General features: G+C 32.5%; 15 protein-coding genes. 1 reads left to right on the forward strand and 14 read right to left on the reverse strand.

From position 1 onward, the window contains the following. Window positions 1-29 precede the first annotated feature (29 nt). From H8707_RS11785 to pepD, 6 genes are all read right to left on the reverse strand, one after another. A complete protein-coding gene (locus tag H8707_RS11785) occupies window positions 30-1,625 on the reverse strand; it encodes a PTS system mannose/fructose/sorbose family transporter subunit IID (protein WP_262430332.1) in 1,596 nt (531 codons plus the stop codon). A 39-nt stretch (window positions 1,626-1,664) separates the two neighbouring features. After that, window positions 1,665-2,156, reverse strand: coding sequence for a PTS system mannose/fructose/N-acetylgalactosamine-transporter subunit IIB (locus H8707_RS11790; protein ID WP_262430333.1), 492 nt, complete (start codon window positions 2,154-2,156; stop codon window positions 1,665-1,667). A gap of 110 nt (window positions 2,157-2,266) precedes the next feature. Further along, a complete protein-coding gene (locus tag H8707_RS11795; RefSeq protein ID WP_262430334.1) occupies window positions 2,267-2,689 on the reverse strand; it encodes a PTS sugar transporter subunit IIA in 423 nt (140 codons plus the stop codon). 288 nt (window positions 2,690-2,977) lie between these two features. Then, on the reverse strand, window positions 2,978-4,507 hold the full coding sequence (gene hutH, locus H8707_RS11800) for a histidine ammonia-lyase (RefSeq protein ID WP_262430335.1): 1,530 nt from the start codon (window positions 4,505-4,507) through the stop codon (window positions 2,978-2,980). 484 nt (window positions 4,508-4,991) lie between these two features. Further along, a complete protein-coding gene (locus tag H8707_RS11805; protein WP_262430336.1) occupies window positions 4,992-6,395 on the reverse strand; it encodes a YfcC family protein in 1,404 nt (467 codons plus the stop codon). A gap of 84 nt (window positions 6,396-6,479) precedes the next feature. Then, on the reverse strand, window positions 6,480-7,910 hold the full coding sequence (gene pepD / locus H8707_RS11810; RefSeq protein ID WP_262430337.1) for a beta-Ala-His dipeptidase: 1,431 nt from the start codon (window positions 7,908-7,910) through the stop codon (window positions 6,480-6,482). 1,797 nt (window positions 7,911-9,707) lie between these two features. Here pepD and H8707_RS11815 point away from each other — a divergent pair. Then, window positions 9,708-10,229 (forward strand): TetR/AcrR family transcriptional regulator, encoded by a 522-nt coding sequence (locus tag H8707_RS11815; RefSeq protein ID WP_262430338.1) that lies wholly within the window; start codon window positions 9,708-9,710, stop codon window positions 10,227-10,229. Window positions 10,230-10,258: 29 nt separating this feature from the next. Here H8707_RS11815 and H8707_RS11820 read toward each other — a convergent pair whose 3' ends face one another. The 8 genes from H8707_RS11820 to H8707_RS11855 all read right to left on the reverse strand — a co-directional run bounded on the left by H8707_RS11820 (window position 10,259) and on the right by H8707_RS11855 (window position 19,740). Continuing rightward, window positions 10,259-11,422, reverse strand: coding sequence for a baeRF3 domain-containing protein (locus H8707_RS11820; RefSeq protein ID WP_262430339.1), 1,164 nt, complete (start codon window positions 11,420-11,422; stop codon window positions 10,259-10,261). A 121-nt stretch (window positions 11,423-11,543) separates the two neighbouring features. Continuing rightward, complete coding sequence (locus H8707_RS11825; RefSeq protein WP_262430340.1) at window positions 11,544-12,569, reverse strand: nucleotidyl transferase family protein; 1,026 nt, start codon at window positions 12,567-12,569, stop codon at window positions 11,544-11,546. Window positions 12,570-12,593: 24 nt separating this feature from the next. Further along, window positions 12,594-13,019, reverse strand: a complete 426-nt coding sequence (locus tag H8707_RS11830) for a hypothetical protein (RefSeq protein WP_262430341.1) — start codon at window positions 13,017-13,019, stop codon at window positions 12,594-12,596. Between the two features lie 80 nt (window positions 13,020-13,099). Continuing rightward, complete coding sequence (locus tag H8707_RS11835; protein WP_262430342.1) at window positions 13,100-14,197, reverse strand: ABC transporter ATP-binding protein; 1,098 nt, start codon at window positions 14,195-14,197, stop codon at window positions 13,100-13,102. A gap of 2 nt (window positions 14,198-14,199) precedes the next feature. Then, a complete protein-coding gene (locus tag H8707_RS11840; RefSeq protein WP_262430343.1) occupies window positions 14,200-15,363 on the reverse strand; it encodes an ABC transporter permease in 1,164 nt (387 codons plus the stop codon). Between the two features lie 9 nt (window positions 15,364-15,372). Beyond that, window positions 15,373-16,605 (reverse strand): carbohydrate ABC transporter permease, encoded by a 1,233-nt coding sequence (locus H8707_RS11845; RefSeq protein WP_262430344.1) that lies wholly within the window; start codon window positions 16,603-16,605, stop codon window positions 15,373-15,375. A 9-nt stretch (window positions 16,606-16,614) separates the two neighbouring features. After that, window positions 16,615-17,451 carry a carbohydrate ABC transporter permease gene (locus H8707_RS11850; protein WP_262430345.1) on the reverse strand — a complete coding sequence of 279 codons (837 nt, stop codon included), beginning with the start codon at window positions 17,449-17,451 and terminating at the stop codon, window positions 16,615-16,617. Window positions 17,452-17,463: 12 nt separating this feature from the next. Next, window positions 17,464-19,740: an ABC transporter substrate-binding protein gene (locus H8707_RS11855; RefSeq protein WP_262430346.1), complete on the reverse strand. Its 2,277-nt coding sequence runs from the start codon at window positions 19,738-19,740 to the stop codon at window positions 17,464-17,466. Between the last annotated feature and the right edge of the window lie 433 nt (window positions 19,741-20,173).

Raw genomic sequence — 20,173 nt, forward strand, 5'->3', positions numbered from 1 at the left:
AGGCATTCATCTGCCCCTATAAGATTTAATTATGCAATAATTCCAAGTCCGCCCAATACGATTCCAATTATGAACAGAAGAAGGATTGCAACAACATAATTTTTGCTTACCTTATTAATAAACGCATATACTCCTCCAAGGGTTAAAAGCGGAAGTAACCCTTTAAGTATTGAATCAAATATATCTTGTATAGCATATTCACCAACGCCTGTTGTAATTACCAAGGGAGTTGTAACATTTACATATTCCGCAACCAAACCGCCTATCATTAATAAGCCGAGAATACTTGCTCCCATAATAATACTTTCAAACATACCTGATTTAAGTAATGTTAGGGCAGATTTCGAACCAAATTTATAACCAAAACGGAACAACCATAAACCGATAAACAGGGATAAAATTCCAAAGATTAAAACCGGAGCAATACCGGCAATAGGATTTCCCGCTTTTGCCAAAGGAACAAATAACGCCAAAATAATAGGCAACAATGTTCCATATGACAATGTATCTCCAATACCTGCAAATGGTCCCATCAAGCCTGTCTTAATTCCGTTAATTGCAGAGTCCGGAACGTTAGCACCCATCGCTCTTTGTTCTTCCATTGCAGCTGTAATTCCAACAACAACACTACCCCAAACTGATTCCGTATTAAAGAAAACCATATGTCTCTGCAGTGCTGCGCTGATATCTTCTTTTGTTGTGTAAAGTTTTTTGATTATTGGTGTCATAGCCATACAGAATGAATGCCCCAATAATCTTTCGTAGTTGTGAGTTGATTCCGCAAATGTCCACCACATTAAATATGATTTAGTTACATCCTTCTTTGTAAGTAAATGTTTTTCATCAACCTGACTTTCTTCATCTATATCGATTTTCTTTGCATTTTCGCCAATTTTCCCTGTAAAGGTCAAATGTAAGAACGCCATAACAGCGCCAAATATTGCCAATGGTAAAATCGGAATATCTAAATATTGGACAGCTAAAAATCCAACTGCGAAATAAGGCATAAGCTGTTTTTTACCTATAACATTAAGCATAATTGCAAATCCTAATGCCGGCATAATACTTCCGATTGTTGCAAACCCGTTAAGTAGCCATTGAGGAATAGCCTCCATTGCTGCTTCCGCAACTGTAGGTCCAAAATAAACTACTATTACCAGTGGAATTGTCAGTAAAAGCTTCGAAATATTCGGCAATAGTGCTCCTGACATAATCACTCCTTTGATGCTGCCTTCTTCCGCATATTTATCACCAAGATGAGTACATGCAACATTTATTGTATATGCCAATACGTTCAACTGTCTTCCAATTAATCCTGCAGGAACAGCAAGCACCACTGCCATTTCAGGCGCCATGCCTGTTGTTAACGCCACAGAAGTACCTACCATCGCGGCAATGGCAACATCACTTGGAGCAGAGCCGCCCGGGCTGACTAACCCAAGATATATAAGCTGAAGCTGTGCACCTACCATTACCGCCGTGCTTACATCCCCTAATACCAAACCTACACAAAATGACATAGGCAACGGAGAAAAGAAAAATGGCGCAGAGAATGTCAATCCAAGTTGCGTAAACCTAAACAAAAAGTATATCAACCCAATTATAATTGCTTGTACTATTGTCATTTAAAGTCCCCCTATTCTAAAATATCATGCTTTTTCTTTTTAACTGAAATTTTGTTTAACAATACTATCTAAATCCGTGCTGGCTGCTTCAGGAACCATTTGAAAATATATTTTGATCCCTCTATTGCTTAAATCAATTAAATCTGAAACTTCCTCTTGCGACAAACTAATTGTTGAAAACACTCTTTTTTTACCCTGTTTTGCGGCAATGCCTCCAACCTGCAATTCTTTTATTTCCAAACCAAAACCAACAGCCTTTTTAACTTGCTCTACGGTTTTGAACAGCATTAATATGTTTCCACTGCCAAGTTTTGTTTCTTTCCATTCTTTCGCTGCCTGTTCTGCAGACTTAATTTCTACATCAATACCATCAGGTTTAGCCAATAAAAATACACTTGATAAGAATTCGTCATTCACCAGCTCGTCATCAACAATAACAATAGTATTGCTTCTGGATGAATGTAACCACTTCGTGATGATTTGTCCATGTATTAATCTGTCATCAATTCGTACTAATTTCAAACCGGCCACCTTTTTCACCTCCTTGGTACAATATCAGCATAGCTCACAACCCCACTCATATAGTATTTTGCGATTTTTTGAGGCATGGCAAGCACCTCACTAAAATATGGTCTAAGCCGTTACTTACACTGTCTGCCATTAAGAGAATCGATTGATATATTTCTTATACCTTCTTTAGCCACTTCAGTACATCTTTCCGTCAATTGCTCTGCAGTTATATCTTTTTCCAGTCTTGCAATAAGTGCTTCTATAAGCATTGGAAGATTTACTCCTGTAATATAATAAAAATTTAACTTTTTTAAATTTTGTATAGCAATATTACTTGGACTACCTCCAAAAATGTCAGTAAAAACAATCAATTCTTTACCCTGGCTTGTTTTTTGTGATATGTAATCACATACAGTCGAAGCTAACTCCGAAACATCATCACCATGTTCAAGACCAAATGAATATATTTGCTCTTGCTTGCCTACAATCAATTCGGCACTCCTTATAAGTTCTTTACCAAATTTACCGTGTGTAATAATAAGTATTTCAATCATCAGTACGCTCCTTGTTATTTTGTTTTAACTCAATTTATTTAATTCTAATGCTTAATATAAGCAAATACTGTGCCAAGTTATGTATCAGTCAAACGCACCGCAAAAATGCCCATAAAATTAGTAATATAATGTTTACAAATTCATTTTTATAACAAAAATGATACGTGTATCAAGTTTTTGATACACGTAGATTTTTAGATTTAGAAAATTCACAGCTTCTAACTGTAACAAAAAATCTACAACCTTTCGGTTGTAGATTTTTTAATCATCTTTATTTACATTTCAGATTTATAGCAATTTCCCTATCTTATCTTCTACCTTATCGACTATCACATTGGATAATATTATATCCTCACATTGATTTATTTCAACATTCATTATTATATCGTCATGGATCATATCAACCTTTTCTCTGACTATATTGTATGCCTCATTGGTTCCTGCTCCTAAGCCTTTGTTTTCTCTTAAATCTATTGCTTGACATGCCCCGAACAGCTCCATAGCCAATACTTTTCTCACATTACCAAGGATTTCTCTTGCTTTTCTAGCGGCTATTGTACCCATCGATACATGGTCTTCCTGATTTGCAGATGAAGGAATGGAATCAACACTTGCCGGATGAGCCAATACTTTATTTTCAGAAACCAAAGCTGCAGAAGCATACTGAACTATCATAAATCCCGAGTTTACTCCGCCGTTTTCTGTAAGAAAAGCCGGTAATCCTTCGCTTAATGCCGGATTTACCAATCTTTCCAATCTTCTTTCAGAAGAGTTCGCAAGCTCTGAAAGCCCAATTGCAAGAAAATCAAATGCCTGTGCCATAGGTTCACCATGGAAATTTCCACCGGATATAACTTGTTCTTCATCAACAAAAATTAAAGGATTATCGGTTGCAGCATTTATTTCATTTTCAACTTTTTCTTTCACATATTTAAAACAATCCTTAGAAGCTCCATGGATTTGAGGAATACATCTCAATGAATAAGCATCTTGTACTCTTATATCCCCTTGTCTGGTAGTATTTTTACTTCCTCTTAATATGTTCAGAAGGTTTTTAGCGGAATTTATTTGTCCTTCCTGCCCTCTTACTTCATGAACCTTAGGGTCAAAAGCATCGGTTATACCATTTAACGCTTCAGTTGTTAAAGCTGCAATTACATCTGCAGTTTTACTTAAATTAATGGCATCATAAACAGCATGGGCGCCTACTGAAGTCATGACTTGAGTTCCATTTATAAGGGCAAGCCCTTCTTTAGAAGTCAATTCAATCGTTTTGATTCCTGCCTTATCCATAGCTTCTTTCCCTGTTAATTTTTCCCCTTTATAAATAGCTTCACCTTCACCTAACATTACCAATACCATGTGAGCTAAAGGAGCTAAATCTCCACTTGAGCCTAAAGATCCTTTTTCCGGAATTATCGGATGTACACCTTTGTTGAGCATATCTATCAGTGTCTGCAATGTTAACAATCTGATTCCGGAATACCCTTTTGCCAAAGCATTAACTCTAAGCAGCATTATACCTCTTACTATTTCTTCATCAAAAGGATTGCCAATCCCGCAAGAATGACTCATAATAAGATTTTTTTGCAAAGCCTTTGTTTCGTCTCCGGTAACAGTTACATTACTGAACTTTCCAAAGCCGGTAGTAATACCATAAACGACCTTACCCTCTTCAACATATCTATCTACAAGGGCTCTCGCCTTGTTTACTTTCTCAATTGATTCTTCTGTCAATTCAACACTTGCATGATTTCTAGTTACGTCTATGAACTGATCTAATGTCAAACTGTTTCCGTCTATAAATATATGCCCCATTTTTATTCCTCCAATTTTATTATCTATAGGATTATATTGTAATAATTTATTATACCTAATAATTATCCCCCACCAACTATTCACTAATTCTTTATCTGCACATCAGGAATTGTAATATAATCTATTCATTTAAACTTTTTGCTATAGTAAATTACAGTTCTACTGAATTTTCATTTCTTACTCAAGCACGTCTTGCGACACCACCCAAATTTCAAATACTTCTTAATCAAACTGTATTGCATCCAATTTTAAAATTACACTTCCTTTACACTCATCAATTGTCTTTCCATAGATCCTTTCACTTCTAACTATGCTCCACCAAAAGAAACTATTTTATCTACATGAATCTTAAGTATGTTGGATATTTAGTTGTTCATTTTAAATCATTAGCTTTATACATGTTCTTTAAGGTTAAAGAAAGTAGAATCATTTTAATTCCTACCCATGCTTAAATCTATTTATTGAGATTTTTTTATAATACAAATTATTGAAACGATATTGCTATTGCAATTACTAACATAATTAATTGTAAAATAAATAGAACTACAAATAGAGGCACATAGAATTTCCACCATTTCTCAATTTTGACTCCTGCAATTCCACAAATTATAGCTGCAGATGCTGTTGGCCAAATAATATCTGTTATTCCATCAGCAAAATTAAATGCTAATACAGAAACTTGGCGTTGAATGCCAAGTACATCAGCTAAAGGTGCCATTATTGGCATACTAGTAGCTGCTTGTCCAGAACCAGAAGGAATAAAAAAGCTAAGTATTCCTTGAACTACCAACATAGCAGGTCCAGCTAACAACTTTGGTATATTTATCAATGGGATTGATAAACCATATACTACTGTATCTATTATATTGCCATCCTGCAATACAATTAATATTCCCCTTGCTAAACCAATTACTAAACAAGATACTGCAATATCTTGAAAATGTATAGCTATTTTTTCTGCTATTCCATTTGGACTCCAACCCATAATTATAGCACTTACCAATCCCATAAGTAAGAACAAAGCACATAGCTCTTCTAAATACCATCCATACTGACTAGTACCATAAACCATAATCACAACTCCAACAGCGAGAACAAGCAAAACTAATTTTTCTCTAAACCCAAATGCTTGATTTATTAAGTCATCTTCTCTCATACTAATATTGCTAAAATCATCTCCATAAACTAAACTTTTTTCAGGACTAGATTGTATCTTTAAAGCATATCTAACAGTGTAAATTGATGCAATTATAATTAATATTATATGATCTAAAATTCTAAACCAACTACCGGAAAGAAGTGGTACACCAGCTATAGTTTGAGCCATCCCTACAGTAAATGGATTCATAAATGCTCCACAATATCCAAGTCCGCAACCAAGAGCTACAATTGCTAAACCTACTACTGCATCATAGCCCATAGCAATTGCAATACCAACGAATATGGGAATGAAAGGAAACATCTCTTCAAAAACACCAACCGTTGATGAAAGTGCTCCTATTAATGTTATAAAAATTGGAATTATTATAACTCTAGTTTTTCCTCTTAAAATTCTAAGTAAATATGCTACCAATCCATTAAATGCTCCACTATCAATGATAAGTCCAATAGAAGCATAAGAAATAAATACAAAAAATATTACATCTGCTGCATCCACCATGCCCCTATAAATAGATGTAATCATTTGGAAAAATCCTACTGGCATTGACTCTACTCTATGATATGTACCTGGCATTACAACTAATCTACCATTTTCATTCAATTGACGTTCAAATTCTCCAGCAGGAAGCACCCAAGTTAAAATTGTACATACAATAATAATACTAACCAACAAAGCATAAATATGCGGTACGCTAAATTTTTTCTTTTTAATGCTTTTTTCTCTCATACTTAATAATTCCTTTCTCTTTATAATTTTATTAAATAATACTTGCAACGTCATATGATTTTTATATACAAGTTATTTTATTATTTAGAATTTTGCAAACTCTAATATTTCTATCAAATTTTTATAAAAATATTTTAAGGAGCTAATACTAAATGCTTCCATGGGAGAATGAAAATTCCAAGAATTCGGTCCCAAGGACACAATATCCATTCCATCTTTTTTATGATCAAAAAAACCACTTTCTAAACCCGCATGAACGGCTACTATTTCAACTTGTTCTCTATTATTTTTCGTATAGACAGATTCAACCAAGCTCCTAAGTTTAGATTCTTTTTTGTATTGCCAATTATAATACTCACCATACGTTTTGTAATCTAATCCATATGTTTTTGCTATTATTTTTAACTTTTCAACTATAAAATCTCTTTGTGAATCATAGCTCGCTCTAATATCTGAAATGATGACCATTTTATCATCTCTAATGAATATTTCACCAAGGTTACAAGAGCAATCAACCAAGTTTTCAAAACTATTACTCATTATTTGTATATCTACAGGACTAGTTAATATATAATTTTTTATATCATTAAATGTTTTACATTTTATAGGGTTTTTATTTGACTTAGTTTCTTTTATCTCAATTTTTATAGAATCTGTACTATTTGGAAATTCCAAAATTAATATTTCTCTAAATTCTTCAACCAATTTTTCTAAAGAATTAGAATCTTTTTTAGAAATTCTTATTGTAGCAGAACTTTCTCTTGGAATAGCCAATCTAAAGCTTCCACCTGAAATATCTAACAAATAAAAATCTAAATCTGATAACAAATGTAATAATCGAAACAATAATATATTTGTGTTTCCTCTTCCTTTATGAATATCTTCACCAGAATGTCCCCCCTGAAATCCAGAAATTGAAATTTTACAATCTATAAATTCTCCTTCTAGTTCTGCATAACATAATTGTTTATATCCATCAAATGTTATTCCCCCTGCAGAAGCACATACAATCTGATTATCATTACAACAATCTAAATTGATTAAATATTTACTTTGTATTAAGTTTATATCAAAATTAGCTGCACCACTAAAATCCTCCTCTTCAGCACTTGTAAATATCCCTTCTAACTTCGGATGTTTTAGGGTATTGTCATCAAATAATGCTAAAATAATTGCCATACCTAAACCATTATCTGCACCTAGTGTAGTCCTCCCCCTTGTAGATACAATATCTCCATCTATAAAATATTCAATAGGATCATTTAAAAAATCATGTTCTACTCCTAAAGCCTTTTCTGCGACCATATCTGTATGCGCCTGAAGAGCAATTGGTTTATAGGATTCATAACCAAGACTTGCTGGTTTTATCATAAATATATTTTTATATTCATCACTTTCCACATAAATATTTCTTTCTTTTGCCCAATTATATAAATAATCTCTTATCTTTTCTTCATGAAAACTTGGGCGCGGAATTTTTGTAATAGCATCAAATTCTTTTAATACAGAACTCATAATATCTTTGTATGATATAGTCAATGACTAAAGTCATACTCTCCTTTCTTTTTTATTGTATCTATCCACTATAATTATAGACGATGCGGAATTTTTATAATATTCTATAGTCTTTTTGCCACCGTCTTTTTAATAACTTATAGCTGGATAGATTATAAACTTTTATCTCCTACACAAGGCTATGAGATTAAAACCAGATAGGAGTCAAAACAGTTGTTCAATTTATCTCTAAAAATATGATTTATGACTTATGTTGGCATTAATATTACAAAGTCATAATTCAATCTTTTAGCTTTACTAATGATTCTGAAGGTTTCTATTTACTAGTAGATAAGCTCAAAACCCTTGATTAAGAAAATCTTCTCATTATACTTTAATTAATTTTCTCATTATGAGAAAATTCCATTTGTTATCTTTACAATATAGTCTACCATATTACTGCTATTAAGCCTATTCAAACTGCTATTTTAATAAAGTTAAATATTCGTAAAATTAACTAATCTAAATGATATAACTGCCTTACAACTTACTTATTTGGGTAACCTTAAAAAAGACCTTCAATGGGTTACTTTTGAAGAAGGTATCTATTTAAAAGATCTAGTTAAGTCATCGTTAAACACCGGTGATGATGCCCATTTATTCACATAACTTAAACTATATCTCAAATCAAGTTACTAGTAATGCAAATTCAACTCTTGGTCATGTTGTTTATAAGTTGATTTTTATAATATTTAAAATACCAAAAGATAATGTTATCTTAAATTTAAAATGAATATATTCAAAATTCATATTTGAAAAAAACCTATTCTAAATATGCTTATTTAAGCACGCATTTTATTCAGCTAATACTTTTTCATTATTCTTTGGCATTTTTAATATTTTAGCTTAAAAACTCATATTCTCCTCCTCTTTAATCGATGGATCATTCCGTTGATTTTATACCGATTTCATTTTAATGCAATCTTAAATGCTTTTTCTGCTACAATGCCAAAATTTACTTTAGCTTTAAGATTGCAGTGGAGCATACCCCCTTTCAAAAGCATTTTTATTCAGCCTTATGCTTTAACTCGATGAACATCTATATTCTTTCGACTAAACTCGACTAAAACCCTCATAATGACAATGTTGCAATTTTCATACCAATATTTCAAACATAGTTAAATACAATATCCCCGTGATATCGCTTTCATTAGATAAAATAGTTAATATTTCATTGTGTGAAAATCAAACACCTTTATGTACATAACATGGATTTGCTCCGCTACTGATTTTACAACACTATGTCTTAAAATCGTACACTCTGGTCAGAAATTCCCTTAATTTCCTTTATAATTTCCAGTTTCTTAGCATATTTGCTTATATTCTATATATTTATTATCATTTAAACTTCCCATTATATCAAGCCATTTCTGTAATATTCGCCCATTTGTATGCAATCTTTCAGCTCGAAGTTCAAGTTTAAATTCAAAAAAAGATAGGAACTATAACACTCCTATCTTTTTGAACAAGGTTCATATTCTACAATGAGTTATGCAGAACATCTGCCGGCATATCCTTTGCTATGCGTTCAGCTGTCTCTATTATAAGCAGCCCTGTACCTGTAGAGAGATTGCATGAATCAACATGTACTATCTGCACTTAGAATAATTTTTTTCATTTATTCCACCTCCCTATGTTGAAATTTTAAGGTTGATTTTTTCCTTAATGTTTATTATACTTAATGAGATGTTATAATTGTAACGCCATATATGGTATTTTTCAATAAAAATTAAAGTAGATGTTATAAAAGGAGATATTATGTCACTTACTTCAAATTTAGAAATTAAAAAATTAACAAGAGAAAGTATTCAAACTGCATTGATACTACTTTTGCAGGAAAAAAAATGGGAAGATATTACCATAACCAATATTGTTGAAAGGGCTGGTGTATCTCGTATGGCTTATTATCGCAATTATGAATCTAAAGAAGATATTCTTAAGGATATCTCTGATGATTTTATGGCAAAACTTACAGAGATAACTCTTCCATATATTCAAGCAAAAAAGTGGTATGACTATTGGAAAATCATATTTGATTATATTGCTCAAGAGGTAGAAAGCAGCAAACTATTATTGGGATACAACTATAAAGTATTTTTTCTGGATTATTTAAATGATTTTTGTTCCAATAGATTAGAAGACTGTTCCATATCAGAGCATTATCGAATTTATGGGCAGATCGGTTTGTTTTTTAACATTATTGTGGAATGGATTGAAAATGATATGCCCATTAGTTCTGAGGAGCTAGCACAGATTTGCTTTGAATTAGTCAATATTTAAAAACTACAACCTCTCGGTTGTAGTTTTTGCTAAAATCTCAATACAGCTGCAATTTTTTCTTTATCAGGTATTTCATCTTGATGCAATGCAAATACCTTTCCTCCTCTGGATAAGGTTAGCAATGATGCAAATTCTATTAAATCCTCAGCATCATTTTTCTCCTCATCAAAAAGTTCAACTTGATTATTGTAAGATTCAAATTTCCCCCATTGATGATTTTCCTTATCAATGAACAAAGACTCTATTTGTCCGCTATAGGCAGCAGGGATAATTTCTTCTAATGAATTTAGATATAGATGATTGTTTTGCCCGGAATACTGCTTATACTTAGCTTCAGCTAAAGCTTTATCCTCATTGAATATAGGCTCTACTATATCCCATGCTTTCTTATGAAGTTCTTCAGGACTTAGAGTTTCAGGATTTCCGCTTATAAAATCCTCCACTATATTCGGATAGTTGCTCTTTTCCCTATAAATTGGAATAAGATATTCAACACCGGCTAATACCATTGGAATATTTTCGCCTTCATGGATACTTAAGATATAAGCATCAAGAGCGCGGAAAAATCTAGTTAATTCATTTCTCTCATAATCATTCTCATTATCCTGAGCTTGAGTATTGGTACTGTAGTTAAGCGTAGAAATAGACCTCGGATTAGATAGCCGTCTCTCCAATTTTGTCCTAGGATCATCATCCACTTGCATGTCAAACATGCTATCCGGAGAACCTTCAATAAAAACTTCCATAACATTTTGCCTTGTACATCTAAACAACCTTGACTTATTTTTGCTCAATGCCAAAATATTAAATTGCCCATTTCCTGTAAAGAACGGGAGAAGAGGTTTGATATAAATTCTATTGGATATAGTAACAGATTCCTTGAATTCAAAGGGAAGTCTAAAATAATTAAAACCATCTGAATGGATAAAAAAAGCCAACCCATCACTCTGATTTTGCCAAAATTTAATCTCTCCGACTAAATTGGATGCGGGTTTTAAAAATCTTTCAATTTCCGCTTTTTCCATTCCCATACTATAGAGTTTAGACTCCGCTACTCTTAATAATTGTTTAAATCTTATGGGATTCTGCCGTATATCAATGCCACTTCTAAAAGTAGGCATATAGATGGATACAAACAAATCTTCCTCCCTATTGATTAACTCCAAAAGTTCTTTTGTAGTCAAAATATCCATAAACATTCTCCTTTTTTGTAAATTATACTCAAATTAAATCCTATCTTCTAAATAGTGCTAATTAAAGTAATAATTAAAAATAAGAATATTTATAGTTTTAATTTACCCATTATGATATCTTCTATGAAGGGAATTTAAGTAAATAGTCTACTATAGCCTTGCCTTTTTCAGATTTTAAAAACTTTATTGTACTATTTGGCAGCAATTTATATGCTTCCTCTAATTTATTTTCTTTTAACAAATTTCTAACTGATGATGCGCTGATAGGCTCATCATCTGCTTTAATTCTATCTATTATTTTGACTTCAAGCCCATTGTTTTCAAGAATTTGTTTCAAAGAATAATTGTATGTATTCGTAACTATATCCTTAGGTTCGGATCCTAAAAATCTAACATCAATACTTAAATCTTTGGCAATTTTTTCCGCAAAAATACTAGCATCCAATTCTGTATAGATTTCAAGCATCTTGTCTTTTTGTTTTATAAAATAGGTTGGAAAAGTTCCTCTGGAGATAATATATGGTCCTCCTTTTAAAACTTTGACCCTCGGCTGGGCTTTAAATTCATTGGCAACAATTTTTATTCTATCTTCAAATGGAAATATGGATAGATCCTCTTCCACAACAAATACCAACAACTCATCTACTTCATTCAGTGCTTTTTCGATTAAGTATTTATGTCCCAATGTCATAGGGTTGCAGTTTACAATTACAGCACCTCTTTTCCCCTTTTTATCGCCAATAGTTTTTTTAACTTTATCTGCCCATTTTTGATAATTGTAAAATCCGCCTTCTAAGAGAAGTACTCTTTCTGTTGAATGTACCTCTTTAAGCCCTAAGGATTCAAAGATATTTTTATTGTTTGGAGTAGTAAATATGAAATATGATGTATATCCCTTTTCAAATATATAATTCAATAGGGAGTCATAGATTGTGCTTATAGCCCCCTCACCAACATAATCACATCTAGCAAAGAAATATTTCAAAATATTGCCTTGAGCAGAGCCCGTTGCTATTATTTTTCCATTATCTCTAATAACATAAGTAACATCCGGGTTATCGTATTCTACGTTAAAAGTCTCCAAAAATGATTTAATCTCATTTATTTCAATTGGATTGTTTCTGTTAATTTCATCGCTAAAAAACATATAATTCCCCTATTCTTTTGCTAATTATTCTTCACTTACCATAATATCTTTAACTGATTGAAATACTCTATAAACCTCTTCTGTTTTTCTGAATGCAGTTTCACTTTGGAATATAAATTCATTAATTGACACTTGGTTTTGTTCTAAAACAACTAATCTCTTTTCTACTCTGCCTACTTTTTCTTCTACTTTACCTAGTTTATCTCCTACCTTGTCTAAATTCTCTTCCACGTTATCTAATCTAGCTTCTACTCTATCTACTTTCTCTTCTACGTTATTTAACCTATCTTCTACTTTGTCTAATCGTCCCATTACTTCTTTATGGTTTCTATCAATTTTCTGATCCATAAAATCAATTTTATCTTGCATTTTGTTCATTTGGTTTTGCATAAATAATTGACTTTCTAAAATTTGCTGCAATACATTTTCAATATTATCCAATCTTTTCACCCCTTAGTATATTCTATACCGTATATCCATTAAGTTATATTTATTATATACTAATGATTATAAAAATAAAATATAATCTCCTAAATCACTTCTTCCGTTTCCTTATCAAATAAATAAAGTTTTTCTTTAGGAAAAATTAAGTCAAGCTTATCTCCGGCTTTTATATAATTCTCCGATGATATTTTCATAGTAATCCTTCCCCTTCCTACATTCATATGTGCCAAAGTTTCAGATCCCATAAGTTCAATCACTTCCACTATACCCGAAACATTGTACTTTTCATTCTCACCGGACAATCCGATATGTTCAGGCCTTATCCCCATAATAAGCTCCCCACTATTTTTATAGTTTTTTCCCTTTAAAATTTCAGCAGTTTTTTTAGATATAGGTATCTTAAATCCACCAAAGGTAATAAAAGTTTCCTCTTCTTCATACATTATTTTAACGTTTATAAAATTCATTTGCGGTGTCCCAATAAATCCTGCAACAAAGATATTTGCAGGAGCATCATAAAGCTCCCTTGGCGTAGCGACCTGTTTTATACACCCGTCTTTCATAACCACTATTTTGCTTCCCATGGTCATGGCCTCTGTTTGATCATGGGTCACATAAATAAATGTAGTCTCCAATTCGCTGTGAAGTTTTATAATCTCTATTCTCATTTCAGCCCTAAGTTTTGCATCAAGATTTGATAGCGGTTCGTCCATCAAAAATACTTTTGGATTTCTTACGATAGCACGTCCCAAAGCCACCCTCTGTTGTTGTCCTCCCGAAAGTGCCTTTGGTTTTCTCTCCATCAGCTCCTCTATCTGTAAAGATTTTGCCACGTTTTTTATCTTGCTCTTTATTTCAGCTTTAGGAACTTTTCTAAGCTCCAATCCTAAAGCCATATTTTGATATACGCTCATATGAGGATACAGTGCATAGTTTTGAAATACCATAGCAATATCTCTGCCCTTTGGCTGAACATCATTTATCAATATGTCATCTATATAAAGCTCCCCGTCCGTAATATCCTCAATACCCGCAATCATTTTCAAAAGTGTCGATTTACCACAACCTGACGGTCCAACCAACACAATAAATTCTTTATCATCCACATTTAGATTAAAATCCTGAACAGCGACTACTCCCCCAGGATACACCTTTCGTATGTTTTTAAAAATTAAGCTTCCCACGACTATACCTCCTCTTCCGCTCTTCTATGGATTTTCCTCATTCTCTTAGTGCTGCCTTTCATTTTCAAAGCCATTATAAAAATTGAAACAGAAAAAACAGATGATACTAAAAAACCTATAAATTCAATCCTAAACAATTTTTCATATAGCTTACGGTAAATCCCCCCATGATAATAATTCCTTGATTGCGAAAATGATTCAACATAAAAATTAAAATCAAATATGTCCTCAGGAGGTAAAACTCGCCCCGGTATATTGAATTTAAAATTGATTACAAATCGCAGTATAATTGCCCATAAAAATATAAGCAGCACCAACTTTATAGCTTCAAGCAAAATTGCATCCATATTGCCCATTATTATCTCTTTTGCATAGTAATCCTGAAGCTGCAATCTGTATTCTTTACTGTCATCCTTTAACTTCCTAAGTATTATAATTGTAATTAACACAAATATCAAAAATTCCATTAAAAAAATCGAACCCTCAAAGAACTGAGATAAAATTGTACTATAATCAGTATAATCAAAGATAAGCCCGGAATCTAAAGAGATATATGGAATCCCTTCGGAAATATATTCGTTAAGCCTCTCATTGAAGAAAAGCCTATCCCTTCCATCTTTTTCAGAAAACAAAACTCTATAGGAAACATCATCATCTATCTCTTTAATTGAGCTTGAAGGCATATAAATTATTTCTTCATCCAAATCATATGATTTTTTCAAAAAAGTATCTTCGTAAATACCGCTTATTATATAATTATCGCCTGAAATCTCAACAGTTTCACCCACCGGATTATCCATTGGAAACATCTTTTCACCGAAACGTTCGCTTATTACAATTTCATGCTCTCCCTCTTTGCATTCTCTTCCGTCTTTAATCAGATAGGGTTGAAATTTGCTGTAATTCTCATCCTTTTCTATGATAATCAGCTCATTTCCATTGTATTCAACTTGTTTTTCCAAAGTAAAGGATGTCAGATAGCTTTCATTCAAATAATCTCTATGATCCCATAATTCCAGATAATTAGTATCGTCACCTTCAAAAACCACCTCCATCCTTGAAGGGTATTTTTTAAATTCATTTTGCACCTTCCATTGAAATGTCATGGATATGCCGGCAAATAGTATCAAAATACACAGTGTCAAAATCTTTTTCCTACTTAGCATAATCTTATCTCACTTTCCTTCTATGTTTACAAACATTCCATCTGAGATGGATTTTGTAGACCACTTTATGATGCTGAATTCTTGAGCTACTCCCCCTGAAATGGCAGTTTCCACACCGTTTGTAGCTTCTATGGATACATTTACCCTTACTGCCTGTTTTCTCCGCTTACCCGAATTCTCTTCAAAAACTGCGTAAATATATCCGTCACTGCCGCTTCTATGCACGCATATATCCGGTATCACCTTGTCATGATATCCCAATGATTCACTCATTATATCGTTAGGATCGGATTTCAAGTCAGATTCTTTAGACTGAACAGTTTCAACTGTAGGTCTCATTATATATGTAATTTTTTGTGTTGCCAACGTTAGAAAAGCCATCATCACCAAAAATCTCACGGTTATTTTCTTAATTCTCCTCTTTTGTTTGTTTCCCTCTTCCTCAGATGATTGACCTAATAAATTCATTTCATTATCAGATACTACAGACAAATTTATCCCCTTAACTAGATCACCATATGTAAATTGATACACTAAGATTGGCAATATACTAAAAACTACCCCTGCCGCATAAAAGACTCGCTTAAACACACCGCTTTTATTGAGAGTAACAGCCAAAGGCATGTCCAACAAATCCGAAATAAAAATCAAAGGCTGCTCAACCATTGACCAGTAATTTATAAACAAAAGTATCGTTAGAGCAAAGATGACCGAACGGCACATAGGAGCCGCAATCTTTAGAAACAATTTAAACTCACTTAACCCATCTGTTATTCCCGCATAAAATATCTCTTTATCCAATCCTCTCATATATTGCGCCATAAGAAATGCTCCAAAAGTTGAAAAAATATTTGGAAGTATTACTGCGCTTGGAGTGTATATTATATTTAGCATTTTCAGTGTTAAATATTGAGGTACTATGGTAGCTTGAAATGGCATCATCATCAATACTATATAGAGCCAATACAGCGTTTCCTTTCCTCTAAAATTGAAACGGGTAAACCCATAGGCGCTAAGCAAGGATATAGGAATATTTATCCCTATTATAACGAAGGTATAAATGACCGAATTCCAGAAACCTATATAAAAATCTTCCGTCTGGAACAACAATCTCCCATATTGGGATAAGCTAAAGCCTCCATTACTTCCTTTAAATGAGTATATAATCATTATTAAAAAAGGAAGAATACAGACAAAGGAAAAAAGATATATAAGAATATTTTTTCTAATATGTTTTTTCATGATATTCTCCTAATCCGATTTTTTTTGAAAATGTAAAAATAAAGCTACTATGACAGACATTCCCATTATTATGACAAATGCAGAAGTACTTAGCCTTTGATAGTTCAGCTTAAAGAAATTATTGTTCATAAAATTTTGCAGCAAATAAACGCATTGTGGGGGATAGTCCCCATAAATAGCATAAACCTCCCTAAACATCTGAAAAGAATTTACAATGCTCAAGATAATTACAAAAAATATAATAGGTGCAATCAATGGAATTACAATTTTGATCGTATATTTAATATTCGAGGCAGAATCAAGGAAAAAAGCAGCTTTATAATCCTTGTCAATTGATGACAGTGCTCCTGTAAAAATGATGCTCATATACCCTATATTCTTTATAATAAAAATAAATATAACAACTGCCGCAGCATATTTTCCTCCAAAGAATTCAATTGGACTGTGTCCTAAGAAGGTAATCAATTTGTTTATTATCCCTGTATCTCCAAGTATTACACTCCAGCCCATAAGAGCGGAAGCAACAGGTATAATCATGGGAGAAAGCATTGCCCAACGAGGAAATTTATATAGCTTATCCTCCATCATAAGACTTAATCCCAAAGAAATAATTGTAATAATCGGAACACCTATTGCAATAAATTTGAATGTGTTCTTGGCTGCAAGTACAAAAGCAGAACTTCCAAACAGCTCTGCAAAGTTCTCAAGCCAAACAAAGCGTATCTCCGCTACACCTTTTGTAAAAGTATAATACCAACTTATTAAAAAGGGAATAATATAAAATAACAAAACTCCAATAAATCCCGGAAGAACAAATATCCATCCGCTATGACTTGTCCTTTTCAAAGGATCCACCTCCTATTCCTCCAAACTTATCATTACATTGCTCTGTGCTTTAGATATAGCCTCTTCTAAGGTTATTTTATCTTCTGTATACTCCTGCAATGGTCCTGCAATATCTGATACTAGGTCATCCACATCATAAAAATAATCTACTTTATGGGATATATCTTTAATATAGCCATTAAGCCGCTGTGCATTCTGGAATCCCTCAGGGTCATAATCTTTTGAAATTCTATGTTTTTTCATGCTTTTATCTGCAATTATATCAAAAGAACTCTCATTTATAGACACTCTGTTGTTAGTTGACAATCCGTTGATCTCCTCTGTCAGAAGAAAACTTATAAACTTCTGTGCACTTTCTTTTCTTCCGGAACGATTGTTGATTAAAACCATCAGTCCGCTTCCCCAACCTCTATTATTATTTATCTCTCCTTTAAATATTGGTATGTACATGCTTTTGTGATCTTTATTGTGTTTACAAAAATTTACCAAAAGGTCGCCATAATTGCTATCAGTTCCATCAACATAGAAAAGTGCACCCTGCAAATTATCTATTAGATCAAATTCTCTGTTTGGAGTGATGAAGTTCTGACTCTTTTGACATTCCTTTACTGTCTTTAAAAGTTCCATAAACCATTCCTGATTCAAATCAGCTTTTCTTTTTTCAAAGTCAACTAAATCCGGAATAACAGATTTCAATATAGTCTTTCCCAAAAATTTTTCCCAATTAAATCTTCCATCACTATCTGAAAATAGATATGTATTTGGAACCTTTTCTTCAATAATTCTCAAAAGAGCCAATGCTTCTCTCCATGTCATATTATCAAAATCAATATCCAGTCCAAGCTGAGACGCCAAGTCCATATTCACTTCTACAAATAAATAATTCACATTTAAAGGTATTGCTCTTATAGCCTCGCTTATTTTTAAACCATTTAATACTTCTTTGTTTAATTGATGATAACTTGGATCTTCTTCCAAAAATTCCTTTAAATCCATAAATGCATCTGTTCTAGCCGTATCCTTGTATTTGATAAGAGACCTTTCTCCAAATATTACATCCCCTACTTCTCCTGCTATCAAATCAAGCACAAATCTGGGAGCATAGATTTCATAGTGTTCATTATATGAAGATTTTTCACTGTAAGTATAATCATATTCTATCTTTTCATCCGGATACTTCTTTTCATATTTAATTATTGCTTCTTGTATAAAATCATCTCTGTAGGGTGCTGTAACAGTTAGGGTGATGGGCCTTTTTTCTTCTTCTCCCATTATTTTTTCGTAGTTATAAAAATAATGGATGTATTCCTCTTCATCTCTTATTGTAAATGAAAGATGTAAATTCCCCTCGTCATCCGCTAAAAAATCATTTATATAAGTATTCTCAACACTGTATGATGAATCTTTGATAAAATTGAATACCGTTTTTATATATGACCCTTTTTCAGCATCATAGGTTTTTATTTCCTTCGTTTTCATAGTATTTATACAGTAGAGAAGGTTTTCAGCCGGATTATATCGAATAAAATCAATCGCTGTATCTGTGTCCATCCTATATATTTCACTGCCGCTTGCAGCATCTATCTTTAGAAAACCATAAAAGTCATAGTCATATTTTGGTCCCGATAATACAGCAATAAAAAACTTTCCTTTATTGTCTATATCAAAATCTCCAATCCCTTCATAAACATTTTTGAGGTTCCCATTTTTCGTATATATCTGCAGTACAGGATTGTCTTCTGTAGAGCTTGATATATATACAAAGTCTTTATCTACCCTAAATCTGTAAACTTGTATATATCCTCCATCAAATATGTTTCCCTTAAAATCATCCAGTTGAATTTTTTTAGCTTCTCTCCCCTCATCATCATATGACTTTACAATAACTTTTTTTACTTCCTTGTCATAATCTACAGACCAAAATACACCTTCTTCATCTACACAATAACTTGAATTTAAAATCATATCTATATCAGGTATTTTGTACATGTATTCTTTAGTATTCATATTCATTAAATAATATTCATCATCTGAGCTATCATGGGTGATTTTAACCGGTTCGGATTTATAAGTAGCCAAGAACTCTTGACAACTGAAATCATGAAATTCTTCTCCAAGGAATTCTTCACTGAAATAAAAGGGTTCGTTTATATTGCGCGTTTCCGCAACCTCTTGATCAGCTATTTCAGTATCCTTTTTGCCCATATTGGTAAAGATATATATCCCGGATACTATTATTACAATCAATAAGCCAATCAAAATAATAGTTTTTGAATTCTTTCCTTTCATCCCACATCTCTCCTTTTTATCAACTTTTAATCTTTTATATAACGTTTATTTTGTCTTTATCTTATCAATCTAATTTATAAATGCAATAGTTTTGGAACAAACGACACTTTAAAGGGAACAAACGACATTTTTTTGTTTTTTACATACAAATCACCCATATATTATAAATTTATACAGGTGATGTCTCTCTACAGTCCATATAAAATAAATTGAGTAATAAATGTTAACAAAGATGATAACTCTATATTCATGAAATTAAAATCTTAAAGACAACATAGTTTTCATCATCGATGGTAATCGTACAATAATATCATGGGTTTAATAGTGTCAAAAATCATGGGATAATATCTCTACAAAGTACTTTTAATGTTGGCAATACATTTTGTCAACATTAGAACACTAGGGAGATGATAATTTGACAACTATGAAAGCA

Origin of the sequence: Paratissierella segnis, assembly GCF_014385195.1 — a bacterium.
Taxonomy (GTDB): Bacteria; Bacillota; Clostridia; order Tissierellales; family Tissierellaceae; genus Paratissierella; species Paratissierella segnis.